This window comes from Lachnoanaerobaculum sp. (genome assembly GCF_057250505.1).
Genome location: NZ_DBHIEQ010000004.1, coordinates 1 through 13551, shown reverse-complemented (window position 1 = coordinate 13551; position 13551 = coordinate 1). Strand labels below are relative to the sequence as shown.

Below are 13551 nucleotides of genomic sequence, written 5' to 3'. Positions count from 1 at the left end.
GAATGATGATGAATAAGGATTTTTATGAAAACTAAAAAATTTAGATATATTATATTTGTGTTTGTTTTTCTGTTGGCGGTGACAGGATTTTTATTGTATTCATTTTTGAGAAAGAACAAAGGTAGTGCGGATACGGACGAGGTTGCAAAAAGCGATACCAATATACCGAGGCTTTACAATGTACTTGGAGATTATTATATAAACAAGATGTACGGTTACAGTGACGAGATGGATACAATGGCAAGTGATAATGTTTTATCACTTGTACTTGATGATTTCAGTATAAAGTTTAGGATTGTAGATGCAAATATTTCCGAAATAGAGGATTATGATTACAGTATCAGGACATTTGATACAAATGAACTTGTAGAAAGCGGTGATAAAAAGAAGGTGGACGGTGATATACTTGATTTGCACCTTTCAAGCTTGATGGAAGAGAATAAGGAATATTTTTTACAATTAAGATTGTATACAAAGACAAATACATTCAATTACTATACCAGAATAATCAGAAGCAATACGGATTTTGCAAAAAAGCTTATAGATATGGCAAATACATTTTCAAACAATAACTTTGACAGCAATAATGCCAGAGAAAATACGGTATATTTGGAGAGTGACGGTACAGGTAATGCAAGAGGGCTTGAGTATGTTACATTAAAGTCCGACTATGAGATGATGAGTTATAACGGTATGAAGCTTACTCCGTCAGAGAAGGAAGTGAAACTTGTAAATTACAACGGAAAGATAGGAGAGATACATTTTGGCTTCACTGCGGATGCCGACGGGAAAAGCTATAATATAGAAGAGAACTTTATTTGTAAGGTGGGCGCACAAAGACTGTATATGCTTGACTATACAAGAACTATGAATCAAAGACTCTCAAAGAATCTTGAGTATGCCAAAAAGCTTGATTTGGGTGTAGGAAATAAGGCTTCCAATATTATCTCAAATAAGAGCGGTGAAAAGATTGCATTCCTCGCAGACAACAAGTTGTTTTTATCGGATAATAAAGAAGGTAAGCTTGAGTTAGCTTATACGGCAGGTAATAATGACTGTATATTGCCGCTTAAGTTTGGAGACGGTCTGTATTTTTTAAGCTACGGATATAATGTTGATGATGCTCATATCGGTGATGTCGGTGTGAGTCTGTTAAAGTATTCAGAGGATAAAAAGGTTTCAAAACTGGCATTTGTAAAGGTTAATGTGGATGCGGCAAGCCTGAAAGAGTCTGTAAATGAACTGGCTTTTTTGAGTGACAGCGGTATGCTTTATCTTAAGCTTCTTGATAAGGTGGTAGGTCTGGATATAGGTTCCGGAAACTATGTTACGGTTGCTGAAAATCTTGAAAACGGAAAGTATTCAATATGTCAGGATAAGAGCCTGATTTCATGGAATGTCGGAGACGGCTTAAATATCTACAACTTTGTTACCGGAGAGAACAAGCAGCTTGACAATGAGAATGAGGTAATGTTGCCGATAGGATATATAGGCAGTGATTTGGTTGTGGCTATTGAAGCGCAGAATGTTTCAAGTACAATCAACGGAAAGTCTACAGGAAATATTTTTGAAAAGGTAAGTATATACAATAATCTTTTGGAGTTGCAAAAGGAGTATACTTATGACAACAGATATATCGACAATATAAATGTATCCGGAAGTCGTGTGCATATAGACCTTTATCAGTATGACGGCACAAACTTTACAAGAGCTGGAGAAGATACTATTATAAGTAATAAGTCTATAACAAATGACACCAGAGTATCATCATATACCGATAACTTCAGGTGTAAAAACTATGTTGTAGATACTACAAAGTATATAGAGAGTGAAGTTTCCTATGCAAAGGAACTTTCTGTAAACAGCAATAATGTATTGTACAATATAGAGTTGAACGGAGCGTATTTGCAGAAAATGTACTATGTATATATAAATTCCAAACTCGCAGGTATATATGATGAACCGACAAAGGCTATAGAGGATGCATACAATGATATGGGATTTGTCAGAAGAAACGGAATAATGGTATATGTGAGAGCTATGGTGGAGACTTCGGCGAATACAAATTTTGATGTGTCAAAGGCGGCCGATTATGTGAACTATTGGGAGAATGATAAGCTTACAAGATTCCAAGGTATCACACTTAAAGAAGCTATGTATTTTGTGACAATGAAGAAGCCGGTATTTACATTTACCGCAATAAATAATCCTGTAATTATAATTGCGTATGACTCTAAAACTGTCGCAGTATATGATATAAATACGGCAAGTGTACAGAAAATAGACATAAATGAGGCACAAAGTATATTCAATAATACGCAAAATGACTTTTCTTGTTTCTTTACCTTTAGAATGTAATGTGATAAAATTACTATCGTAATAAAAAAGAAAGAAACAGATTAAGATTTTTTGTAACTTATTGGTCAAAGTTTTTGAAAAAATTGTATTGTTTTATTATAGAGGAGAAAAATGGCTCAGTATATAATGAACGGCGGAAGCCCATTGGTAGGAGAAGTTGCTATAGGCGGTGCAAAGAATGCGGCGCTTGGTATCTTGGCAGCAGCCATAATGACAGATGAAGATGTTTACATAGATAATTTACCTGATGTGAAGGATATCAATGTAATGCTTGAGGCAATCAAGGCTATAGGTGCAAGTGTGGACAGACTTGACAGACATAGCGTGAAAATCAATGCATCAAGTGTGAAGGATGTTTTGGTAGATGATGAGTTTATAAGAAGAATCAGAGCGTCATACTATTTTATAGGTGCACTTTTGGGTAAATATAAGAGTGCAGAGGTGGCTCTTCCGGGAGGCTGTAACATCGGATCAAGGCCTATAGACCTTCATCTTAAGGGATTTAAGGCGTTGGGCGCCGAGATAGAGATTGAGTCAGGCAGAGTGAAGGCTCACGCCATAGATTTGGTGGCATCGGATATTTACCTTGATACCGTGTCTGTTGGTGCTACTATAAATATCATGATGGCGGCATCACTTGCGGAGGGTAAGACTGTTATAGAAAATGCAGCTAAGGAACCGCATATTGTTGATGTGGCTAATTTCCTCAACAGTATGGGCGCCGATATAAAGGGTGCAGGAACGGATGTTATAAGGATAAAAGGCGTAAAAGCTTTGCATGGCAGCAGATATTCTATAATTCCGGATCAGATAGAGGCGGGTACTTTTATGTGTGCAGCAGCCATCACAAAGGGAGATATTACAGTTAAGAATGTTATACCGAAGCATATGGAAGCCATAAGTGCAAAGCTTATGGAGATGGGATGTGAAGTTGTAGAGTTTGATGATGCGATAAGAGTTATTGCAAAGAACAATCAAAAGTCTACAAATATCAAGACATTGCCGTATCCGGGATTCCCTACAGATATGCAACCTCAGATAACTACCGCGCTGGCGCTTGCAAGTGGCAGCAGTCTTGTTGTTGAGAGCATTTTTGAAAACAGATTCAAATATGTGGATGAGTTGGCAAGAATGGGTACAAATATAAAAGTAGAGGGTAATACCGCTATGGTTATCGGTGTGAGCAAATTGAGGGGGGCAGCGCTAAAGGCTCCTGATTTGCGTGCAGGTGCGGCACTTGTATTGGCGGGGCTTGCTGCGGAAGGACAGACTACTGTAGACGATATTAAGTATATAAAAAGAGGTTATGAGGACTTTGAAGGCAAACTTGCATCACTTGGTGCCGATATAAAGGAAGTGGACAGTGAAGTTGAAGCCAGAAAGTTCAATATTAAGGTTGTATAAGAATGTTTTGCGGACGGTGTTACTGTCCGCAATTTTTTATATAACCCCTGATATGAGAGGATTTTGTGAACAATCATATGGAAAAAGATAAACTTTGATTTTTGCGGTTACAGTGAGGATGAAGTGTTATCAGGTTTAGGATACTTTATTGAAAGGATAATAAGGGATTTTGAGAGTCATGTATCAGGCCGTGCCTTGGCCTTATGAAAGACGTGTTGTCTGTAAAGTTGAAAAACCTGAAAACCAAATGACTTACATGTATACATTCATTGTTACAAACATGGAGTTATCCCCTGAATATCTAATCAAGTTCTATTGCAAAAGAGGACACTATCCAATATCAGCAAGCTATGTATACAGCTTGAATAGCAACTAATAATGAACCTTGGCAGCTTGATAACCACTTGTAAACTCTAACTAGGGGAAGTCTGCCTATTTTTTAGGTGTATTAAGTCAGTTATGGCGTCATAGATTAAGTTTAAAGATTTATAATACAGTTTTTAATGTAAATATTGTGCCATGAATAATTCGGGATTATTTATTGTATAAACATTAAGTTGATGATAAGATATATCTGTAAAGGGCTTTACAGCCTTTATTATGCATATTTATATCAGTTAGTTGTGATTTTAAGGAGTAAAAGAAATGCCTAGACGTATTTGCCAAGGAGATGTATTTAAATATATTAACGATGAACTTCATATTACACAATCAGTTCTGTGTGGTGTTATTGATAAAGTTAGACTTGGAAATATGGTGGAATCCAGAATAAGTGAGATTAAACGTGGTAAAAGAAGGGGCTACAGAGGGCTTGAAAACAAGGAAGAGGTATTCTTTAAAGATTGCTTTGCAGATAAAGATGAAGAACTTGGACTTCAAAAAGTAATGAGTTTTGTGAAAAGAGAAGAACTAGTGTTTCCGGGTTCAGATGGTTTGAAGGGCGATAATTACATGTCATATTCGTTGCGTATGCTAAAATACGGATTAGAAAATTGTGAATTACCCTCAAGTGATAAAAACATTATAGAAAATGAAGAAGTTATTATTTATTCTAATAATAAAGATAGTGAGATAGCAGATAATATTTTTGAGGATGTTCATTCAGTTGCACATACATATGAAGTACTCAATAAAGGCGGAACGTTATCAAAATATATTAAAGATATCAGAGAAAACTGGATATATATTTTTCTATACTTTATATGCTTGCTTTCTATTCCTATAGTAATGAATATATATAAATATTCGACAATTGAGCTGTTTCTATGGATGACGAGCTTACCTATATCCATTTTTTTTGCTCTGATTATAATTCTTGCGATTTCAAGATTACTATTTGGGCTTGTGGACACTACTATAGCTGTCTTTATTTATAAAAAAAACAATAAAGACTATAAAAAATTAAGCTATAAAGATATATATTTGATAGCAAAATATGGTGATACTGAAAGAGTTATAAAAGGTGGAGGAAGGTATGACCTTGGGATAAATCATATATGCTACTCTATTTTTTGTAATATAACAGGAGCTTTTTGTTCATTAACAATATATGGATTTTTAAAGACAATGAAAGGTTTTTCAAGTTTTGTGAGAACACATAATTTTACATTAATGTCTGATATAGGATTGACTTTTATTATGATAGTTGTGTTTGCACATAGTTTTTTGCTGTTTACAAGAGAACCTGTAAAGGAATTTAAGGATATGGAAGAAAATCCTGATACTATGAAAGGAAACAGGCTTAATGTAATCTTTAACAATTTACATATGATAGTAAATATGTATTTTTCAGCCATAGGAATTACACTGGCATTTATATACAGTTTCTCTATATATCCTGAAAAAAGTAATATGCCAGCACTATTTTGTTTTGTACTTATAAGTTTATATTTATATTTTTGGTTTTCTTCAACCTCTCCCTATGCCATGATTTTTAATGCCCAATGTGCCGGTTCTTTTTTATTTCTTGCTCCTTTTATGGCTACTGTAACTTCTTTATATACTATAATGTGCTTTAATTTCTCAAAATATTATGTATTAAGTGTGGCAGTGAATGCAGTAGGTATACTTATATGGCTTTTTTGTCTGTTGTATAAAGGAGAGATAAATGTAAGTGCAGTTATGAGAACCAATAAAGTTTATTTTTCACTGTATGCCGCATTGACAGTTTTATTTTATTTACTATGGGTTTGTATGTGAAGTTTAATTACGTTTGGTTTTATAGAGAGTAATATTTGAACTTGTATTATAATTATTGAAAAATTTAAAATGCCTTATAAACGAGGAAGGATGGTTTATAGGGTATTTTTTGTATTACATTTTTTAAAGTGTAAGTCTTGTAAATAAAGGGGTTACAGGTTTTACACTAAAATTACACATGTGAAATGTAAGAAAGTGGTATGGACCAATTAAGAAAAAATAAATAAAATCAGGTAAATGTGTTTTTTATATTATGTTGTGAGGAGGTTTAAGAGTTTACATTTACTGGCAGTTATAAATGACTGTTTATATATGCATGAACATGGAGAAGTTTGTAAGTGGGACATTGAATTAAGGAGGCTAAAAAATGAGTAATAATGATACTCTACAGATTATGGCAATTTTAATAGGAATTGTCATATTGGCGGCAGCTGTTTACTACGGCACAAGTAAGCACAAAGAGTTGGTGGAGAAAGGCGTTATAAGGGAACGTCCTGCAAATTTTGCACGTGAGGTGGAGATTTTCACAACCTCTTCAGATTTCAAAAAACTATGGAATGAATTAAATGGAATGACATACAACACGCAGGTTTCCTATGTACTTTCACAGAACTCCAACATAATAAAGTATAAGGGAGACGGTTGGGAAGGTGTACTGAAGGAAGAAAGTAAAAATGGAGAAAAATATTGTTATTGTTTTAATTTTACCCATTGGGAAACTCGTAATGGTATGAATTTGAGCGGCGTAGATATGAATACATTTCTAACATCCCTGGAAAAGGCGTTTTTACGTTTGGATCCTGAGGTCTTATTAGAAAAGAAGCTGCTTAAAGTGAAAACAAGTTATAAATTATTTTAAAGATATTATTGCAGTTACAATAGTTTCGAATAATATCGGAAAGGATTGATATGGAAAGTGTTTTGGGTATTGTAGTTTTATTAGTTATAGGATTTGTATGTTATGTGATTATGCACAGCCTTCGTAATGGCGCAAACGCTTTAACAGATAAAATCATTGAAAAAGTGGCGGAAAAAAAGGATCCTAACAGATATGATCAAAGTGAACCGGAAAAACTGGCGGATAAATTTAAGGATTCAAATGGACAGTAGCAGGTATATAGGAATTGGTTAAATTTTGTAATTTATATATTTTATTTTTTGGAGGTGTATATGTTAAAAAAAATTGTTGCGGTTTTATTTGGAGGATTAATCAGTTTATCAATATGTTTTCCAAGCTTTGCCGGATGGAAGTCAGATGGTAACGGTTGGTGGTTTGACAACGGTAATGGAACTTGGCCTGCCAGCTGCTGGCTGTGGATTGATGGAAATCAGGACGGTCAGGCGGAGTGCTATTATTTTCAGCAAAACGGTTATATTCTGACAAATGCAAAAAGTCCTGACGGTTATATGGTAGATGGCAACGGTGCTTGGGTTGTAGATGGAGTTGTTCAAAGAAGATCCACTATGGGAAGTAGGACCAATACTGTAAAACAGGGCAGCAATAAGGGAGATACTTCATCACAATCAAAGAAAAATAATGAAGATAAAGTTGCGTTATACGATCTTGAGCCTGTACAAATGGACAAATATTACTGTGATAAGAGTTCCAGTGAAAAAACAGTTCAGGGAAAATTGTTAAGCAATGTGTTTGAAATACATGACAAAGGTTATGTGGAGTATTATACAGGTGGGAAATATACTACTTTAACTATGACTATTGCACCTGAAGCAGATTATGAAGAGAATAGGAGTGGAATAGTACAAATAACAGGAGATGACAATGAAGTGTTAAATGAAAGTAAAGAGGTAAGCTATAAAACCACTCCATTTGAGCTTACAACAGATATTTCAGGTCAGGAATATGTACGTATAAAAGTTGTTGGGGATATATATTTTAGCAAAATACTTATTGATAATGCGGAGTTCCATAATTAAGCAGATAAAGTGAAAATATAGCTTTTATATCAATAGGTAGGCGTCAATACAAGTAAACATAGTTTAAAAAGTCATAGAACAGGAAATGAATATTCTTATTCTGTGATTTTTTATTTTTGCAACTATAAGGAATTATATCTGACCAAATATTTTATTCCATTTATTTTTAAATATCTCAAAATCTTATAATTTCTTTATTTTTATATATTAAGCTTTTAACTATAAACAAAGTTTGATATATAAGGAGAAGGTTATGAATGATTTTATTTTGGAAACGAAAGATTTATCAAAGAAATTTGGTAATCAGACAACTGTTGATAATATTTCACTGAAAATAAAATATAACAGTATCTACGGATTACTTGGACAAAATGGTGCAGGTAAGACAACAACATTAAAAATGATTGTGGAGTTGCTTAAGCCTACAAGTGGCGAAATTATTTTTGAAGGTAAAACTTTAAAACATGAACATCTTAAAAAAATGGGTTCACTTATTGAAAGTCCTGCATTATATGGGAATCTTACCGCTATGGAGAATCTCTTGGTACATACAAAGTTGATGGGCATAAAAAAGGAAAGAATTTATGAAGTTTTAGAGTTGGTTGATTTGGCTAATACAGGTAAAAAGCCTGCTTCACATTTTTCTATGGGCATGAAACAAAGACTTGGTATTGCGATAGCCCTCTTGGGTAGTCCGAAACTGTTGATTTTAGATGAACCTACCAACGGACTTGATCCGGTAGGAATTCAAAAATTGCGTGATTTTATCACATCACTTCCGCAAAAAAATATGACAGTGATTTTATCAAGCCATATTTTATCTGAAGTGGAACAGGTTGTTGATGATATAGGCATCATTGACAAAGGAAAACTTTTATTCCAGGGTAAGCCAAGTAAAAATATGAGCCTGGAAAAGTTTTATTTGGATGTTATAAAAGGAGAAAAAGAATGATAAATGCTATAAGTTCTGAACTTCTTAAGTATAAAAGAACATTTACAAGAAAAATAATTTTAAGTTTCCCTTTATTCTTTGCAATACAGGCGATGGCAGGTGTCAAATTGATGCCGAAAGATGTTGTCAGAAATTGGGACTTGGTAACTTCTATGGTTTTTAATATATGGACGGTAGTATTTTTGCCTTTTGGTATGGCATTATTCGCTTTTTTGGTTGACTCTCAAGAGAGAAAGTCGGGAAACTACCGTTCTTTACGTACACATCAGACTTCACCTATAAATATATGGGTAGGAAAGATAATAGTTATGGCATTTTATACACTGCTTTCATGTACTGTATTATCCTTTTCGATACTTATATCGGGAATTATTACAGCGAAAGGTCAAATTCCATATGTGCAGATTTTTGGAGCGTCTTTTGTTTCATGGTTGGTATCACTGGCATTGATACCTATTCAGCTGTTTATGGCAACATATAAAGGCTTATTTTTAAGCATGGCAGTGGGATTTATAGGGTTTATTGCAGGTATTGTATCAGCAGCAGGTTCACACTGGATTTTTATTCCCTGGGCTTGGGGAATTAGACTTATGTGTGCAACTATAGGTGTACATCCGAACGGAACTTTATTGGAACAGGGTTCAAATTTAAGAGATCCGTCCGTAATCCCTATAGGTATTGAAATTTCATTGTCAGTTTTTATAATAATCACAATAATTACTGCATTTTGGTTTAAAAGGAAGGAAGTAAGATGATTAAATTAATATTATCTGAATGGCTCAAGACAAAAAGGATTGCACTTAGATGGATTATTTTTTTGTTACCATTTTTGATGTCAGGTTGTATAATCGGATATATTGTTTTGCATGGAAGAGGCGATCACTTTGAAGCGGATAATTTTAAAACTTTTTTTGAAGTATGGGCTATATTCATTATGCCTATAGTTATAAGCATTTTTACAGGTCAGATTGTATATGAGGAAGAACTTGCAGGAAGTTTTAACGGGTTTTTAAGTGAAAGATTTAGAAGATACAGGCTTTATCTTGGCAAATTTTTTATAGTAAGTATTCTTTCTGCAATTACACTTATTTTAGGCACAGTGATATTTTGTACAGGAATGGCAATATTCTTTCCGGGTACAGTCCATACAGAGATATTTTTTATAGCCGGTGTGCTTCTTCTTTTACTGGGTGTGCTTCCTCTTATTGCAATACATCTGTGGATAAGTTTTTTATACGGTATCGGTTCGTCTATCGGTATGGGTATTATAGGTCTTTTGATGGCTGCAATGATTGGTGGAAGTGAACTTGGAAACAATATATGGCAATTTATACCATGGGCATTGCCTATAAGACTTGTAAAAGCTGTCGGACCTTATTTAGAATTTTCGGCAGACATGGTTAAGCCGCCACAGTTAATTTCTTCGGGATGGGCAACAACACAAATTTTAAGCGGTATGATATCTGTTATAATTTATTTGATTATCATACTGATTTGCAGTATAGTTTGGTTTGGCAGATGGGAAGGAAGAAAACATTATGAGTAGATATAAGATACAGGCTTAGGGAAGGTGTGATTTGAGTAAAATACTTATTATAGATGATGAAAAAGATCTTGTAATGCTACTTGCTGATGAATTAAAAGCCAAGGGACATGAAGTATTATCAGCTTATGACGGAGAAATGGGAATCAAACTTTCAAGAAATCAACCGGATTTGATAATACTTGATATTATGATGCCGAAAGCGGACGGATTTGAGGTATGTAATGCAATAAGGGATGATGTACTTTGCCCTATTATATTTTTAAGTGCCATGCAGTCTGAAGCAGATAAAATCAAAGGACTGAATATCGGCGGAGATGACTATATTGTCAAACCCTTCGGGCTGAAAGAATTGATGGCTAAGATAGAAGCTAATTTGAGAAGAGAAAAAAGGTCGCAGTATATAAATACAGAACATAAAAGAAATACATTATATTTTGGAAATCTTAGTATAAATATAAAAGAGTGTAGTGTTAAAATAGGTAGTAATGATTTGTGCTTGACCAGACTTGAGTACAATATTGTGGAATTTTTGGCATTACATACAGGGCAGATTTTTTCAAGGGAACAGATCTATGAAAAAATATGGGGATATGATTCTGATGGAGATTCCAGCACTGTAGTGGAACATATAAAAAAGATTCGTGCCAAATTTATAGAGGGAGGATCTGACACGGAGTATATTTCTACAGTATGGGGAATAGGCTACAAATGGAATAGGATTTGAGAAAGTTGAGATATGATGTGAAAGAACATTCGCTTGTAAAGAGTTTTAGAAGAACTTTTTTAATGATTTTAATTTCCGGTATTCTTGCAACACTGCTCACGTATATAATTGCAATATTGTTATATTTCGGGATTCAAGATATCGGTAAATATCCTGAAAATTTCTATGAAAAACAAATTCCAAAAATTGAAGCATATATTCGTGAAAAAAATATGGATTTGCTTTATGTAAAAGGAGAAAGCGGATTAAATAATATTATAAAAGGGAATGGAATAACATACCAGGTTTTAAGCAGTGACTGTGAGGTATTGTACGGAACATATAAAGACAGAGTAATTGCAGGAACGGGTGAACTTATTGATAAGCTTAATACAACATTTGTGTTAGAAGGAAAGTTTGCTTATGTTGTTCCGATTGAAAATGACACAAATATAGAAGGTGCTGTAATACTTTTGTATAAGCTTGGAAATCCATATAAAAATATCAGAATAATAATAGCAGTTATTGCCATGCTTTCACCATTTTTGTACTTTATCATTTTCACAAGACTGTTTTCAACATTATTGGTAAAGAAGATAAATCTTCCTCTACAGCTGTTGATAGAAGCTTCACAAAAGATAAAGGAAAAAGATTTGGATTTTGAGGTCAATTATCAGTCTGACAATGAGCTTGGAAAACTATGTACTGCTTTTATGGAAATGAAAGATGAACTTAAAAAGTCGCTTTTTGCTCAATGGAAAGCGGAACAGGAACGTATAGAGATGATTGAAGCACTGGCTCATGATTTGAAAACTCCATTGTCAATAATAATGTCATATTCAGAGGCTTTGATAGATGTCAACTCGATAGATGGTGAAAGGTTGAAAATATATCTTAATGTTATAAATGAGAATGCAAAAAAAAGCTCCAATCTTGTTATGCAGATGCAGTACACTTCGGATTTGGAAAATGCAGATATAAATTTAGTGTTAAGAAATGTGAATTTGACTGAGTTTTTGGAGAGAAAGATAAGTCAATATAGATTACAGGCAAAGCAAAAAGAAATTGATATTGTTTTAAACATAAATAATGACCTGGGGTGTTTGATATTGGACACTGACAGACTTGAGCGTATTTTAGACAATATATTTTCAAATAGTTTACAATACACTCCATATAAAGGCAGTATAAATTTTTTTATAAAAAAAGAAAATAATAAAATAGTGTATGAGATCTGTGATACAGGAAGCGGCTTCAGCCAAAAAGATATGGAGAAAGCATTTGACAGGTTTTATAGAGGTGATAAAGCCAGAAGCAGTGAAGGTGGCCATTCGGGACTGGGACTTTATATTGTAAAAAAATTGGTCGAACAACTTCATGGTTCTGTCATTATAAAAAACACAGTGTTTAAAGGTGCCGATATAATATTTTGGCATCCGGTTTATAGAGAATATAAGTAACTGTCTACAGCAAACGACAAAATAAAGAACTGAGTCGTTTGCTGTAATAAGGGTTATAAATTATACTTCAAACTTTCTTCACTTTGAGGATATCCGAATTTTGCTGTATATTTTTTGCTGAAGTAAAAGATATCAGAATAACCACATTCATTTGCCACATCCAGAATCTTTATATTACCCGGGCGAAGCAATCTTTGTGTCTTCTTAAGTCTATAATCAGCCAGGGACTGTTTTATAGTGTGCCCATATACTTTTTTAAATACAGTGTTTATATATGACGGATTTTTACCAAGCTTTTTTGCAATTTCTGTTACAGTATAATTACAGTCATAGAAATTACATTCTATATCGTCAAGAATTTGTTTACCGATGTCTTTAATTACTTCATGCTTAACCCTTTTACTGATTATCAATTCTTTTACATCTTTTCCTGAAATGATTTTTTCCCTGATGTCCTTTTTGTGCACATACAGAATTCTTACTCTTAGTTCGTGAATTATATTTGTTAGGTGCTTTTAATTTATCCGGTCCGTCAGATGAAGGGAGCTTTGAAGAGTTACTACTGTCATTACCAAGAATTCTCTTAATTTGTTCATTATCCTTACGTAGGATCTTATTTTCTTTCTGAAGTGTTCCACATGTTAAATGTGGCTGTTCCAGTTCTTGTTTTTGTGCTTTAACTGTAGCTCTCAATTTTTAATGTGTAGCCACTTCGTCAAAATGACTGTGGATAATCAATCATTAGAAAAATTTTAATAATGTGATGATATATGATACTTAAACCTAGATTATTCACGACAAAGCCGTAAAAGTGGCTGAAGGCATATAATTACTATAGTTTAACTGAATATTGCTATTCACTTATCAAGTGAATAAAAAAAGAGCATCCATTTGTGGTAAAATTAAGGTGCTTTAAACTTAACAAAATTACACAAAGGGGCCCTTTATGAGTATTGTAAACACCTTATCACTTGAAAGCAATAGAAAAATTAAA

13 protein-coding genes and 1 pseudogene are annotated in these 13551 nt (G+C 33.7%); 12 read left to right on the top strand and 2 right to left on the bottom strand.

Annotated elements, in window-relative coordinates:
- The first annotated feature begins 24 nt into the window (after nucleotides 1-24).
- The 12 genes and pseudogenes from ACO6FI_RS02725 to ACO6FI_RS02670 all read left to right on the top strand — a co-directional run bounded on the left by ACO6FI_RS02725 (nucleotide 25) and on the right by ACO6FI_RS02670 (nucleotide 12557).
- Nucleotides 25-2358: a hypothetical protein gene (locus ACO6FI_RS02725; RefSeq protein WP_485456000.1), complete on the top strand. Its 2334-nt coding sequence runs from the start codon at nucleotides 25-27 to the stop codon at nucleotides 2356-2358.
- Between the two features lie 111 nt (nucleotides 2359-2469).
- The gene (locus tag ACO6FI_RS02720) at nucleotides 2470-3762 is read left to right on the top strand and encodes a UDP-N-acetylglucosamine 1-carboxyvinyltransferase (RefSeq protein ID WP_060930452.1); all 1293 of its coding nucleotides are present in this window, start codon (nucleotides 2470-2472) and stop codon (nucleotides 3760-3762) included.
- Between the two features lie 178 nt (nucleotides 3763-3940).
- Nucleotides 3941-4090: pseudogene (locus ACO6FI_RS02715) on the top strand (transposase); the annotation flags it as partial.
- 317 nt (nucleotides 4091-4407) lie between these two features.
- Nucleotides 4408-5961 (top strand): hypothetical protein, encoded by a 1554-nt coding sequence (locus ACO6FI_RS02710; protein ID WP_485455999.1) that lies wholly within the window; start codon nucleotides 4408-4410, stop codon nucleotides 5959-5961.
- A 367-nt stretch (nucleotides 5962-6328) separates the two neighbouring features.
- Nucleotides 6329-6820: a hypothetical protein gene (locus ACO6FI_RS02705; protein WP_485455998.1), complete on the top strand. Its 492-nt coding sequence runs from the start codon at nucleotides 6329-6331 to the stop codon at nucleotides 6818-6820.
- Nucleotides 6821-6870: 50 nt separating this feature from the next.
- Complete coding sequence (locus ACO6FI_RS02700) at nucleotides 6871-7071, top strand: hypothetical protein (RefSeq protein ID WP_485455997.1); 201 nt, start codon at nucleotides 6871-6873, stop codon at nucleotides 7069-7071.
- Between the two features lie 60 nt (nucleotides 7072-7131).
- Entirely contained in the window at nucleotides 7132-7896 is a 765-nt protein-coding gene (locus ACO6FI_RS02695) for an NPCBM/NEW2 domain-containing protein (RefSeq protein WP_485455996.1), read from the top strand.
- Between the two features lie 253 nt (nucleotides 7897-8149).
- Nucleotides 8150-8848 (top strand): lantibiotic protection ABC transporter ATP-binding subunit, encoded by a 699-nt coding sequence (locus ACO6FI_RS02690; RefSeq protein ID WP_485455995.1) that lies wholly within the window; start codon nucleotides 8150-8152, stop codon nucleotides 8846-8848.
- Nucleotides 8845-9603 carry a lantibiotic immunity ABC transporter MutE/EpiE family permease subunit gene (locus ACO6FI_RS02685; RefSeq protein WP_485455994.1) on the top strand — a complete coding sequence of 253 codons (759 nt, stop codon included), beginning with the start codon at nucleotides 8845-8847 and terminating at the stop codon, nucleotides 9601-9603. Before ACO6FI_RS02690 ends, ACO6FI_RS02685 begins: the two co-directional genes overlap by 4 nt.
- Complete coding sequence (locus ACO6FI_RS02680) at nucleotides 9600-10394, top strand: lantibiotic immunity ABC transporter MutG family permease subunit (protein WP_485455993.1); 795 nt, start codon at nucleotides 9600-9602, stop codon at nucleotides 10392-10394. Before ACO6FI_RS02685 ends, ACO6FI_RS02680 begins: the two co-directional genes overlap by 4 nt.
- A 31-nt stretch (nucleotides 10395-10425) precedes the next feature.
- Nucleotides 10426-11118: a response regulator transcription factor gene (locus ACO6FI_RS02675; RefSeq protein ID WP_485455992.1), complete on the top strand. Its 693-nt coding sequence runs from the start codon at nucleotides 10426-10428 to the stop codon at nucleotides 11116-11118.
- On the top strand, nucleotides 11115-12557 hold the full coding sequence (locus ACO6FI_RS02670) for a sensor histidine kinase (protein WP_485455991.1): 1443 nt from the start codon (nucleotides 11115-11117) through the stop codon (nucleotides 12555-12557). Before ACO6FI_RS02675 ends, ACO6FI_RS02670 begins: the two co-directional genes overlap by 4 nt.
- Before the next feature lie 53 nt (nucleotides 12558-12610).
- Here ACO6FI_RS02670 and ACO6FI_RS02665 read toward each other — a convergent pair whose 3' ends face one another.
- Nucleotides 12611-13024: a helix-turn-helix transcriptional regulator gene (locus ACO6FI_RS02665; RefSeq protein ID WP_485455990.1), complete on the bottom strand. Its 414-nt coding sequence runs from the start codon at nucleotides 13022-13024 to the stop codon at nucleotides 12611-12613.
- Nucleotides 12957-13250 carry a DUF6444 domain-containing protein gene (locus ACO6FI_RS02660; RefSeq protein WP_485455989.1) on the bottom strand — a complete coding sequence of 98 codons (294 nt, stop codon included), beginning with the start codon at nucleotides 13248-13250 and terminating at the stop codon, nucleotides 12957-12959. The genes ACO6FI_RS02665 and ACO6FI_RS02660 overlap by 68 nt, the downstream gene beginning before the upstream one ends.
- Nucleotides 13251-13551: the final 301 nt, after the last annotated feature.

Bases quoted from the DNA above. Each gene is read 5' to 3' on its own strand.
- ACO6FI_RS02710 (WP_485455999.1), top strand. From the start codon at position 4,408: ATGCCTAGACGTATTTGCCAAGGAGATGTATTTAAATATATTAACGAT.
- ACO6FI_RS02690 (WP_485455995.1), top strand. From the start codon at position 8,150: ATGAATGATTTTATTTTGGAAACGAAAGATTTATCAAAGAAATTTGGT.
- ACO6FI_RS02695 (WP_485455996.1), top strand. From the start codon at position 7,132: ATGTTAAAAAAAATTGTTGCGGTTTTATTTGGAGGATTAATCAGTTTA.
- ACO6FI_RS02725 (WP_485456000.1), top strand. From the start codon at position 25: ATGAAAACTAAAAAATTTAGATATATTATATTTGTGTTTGTTTTTCTG.
- ACO6FI_RS02680 (WP_485455993.1), top strand. From the start codon at position 9,600: ATGATTAAATTAATATTATCTGAATGGCTCAAGACAAAAAGGATTGCA.
- ACO6FI_RS02685 (WP_485455994.1), top strand. From the start codon at position 8,845: ATGATAAATGCTATAAGTTCTGAACTTCTTAAGTATAAAAGAACATTT.
- ACO6FI_RS02700 (WP_485455997.1), top strand. From the start codon at position 6,871: ATGGAAAGTGTTTTGGGTATTGTAGTTTTATTAGTTATAGGATTTGTA.
- ACO6FI_RS02720 (WP_060930452.1), top strand. From the start codon at position 2,470: ATGGCTCAGTATATAATGAACGGCGGAAGCCCATTGGTAGGAGAAGTT.
- ACO6FI_RS02705 (WP_485455998.1), top strand. From the start codon at position 6,329: ATGAGTAATAATGATACTCTACAGATTATGGCAATTTTAATAGGAATT.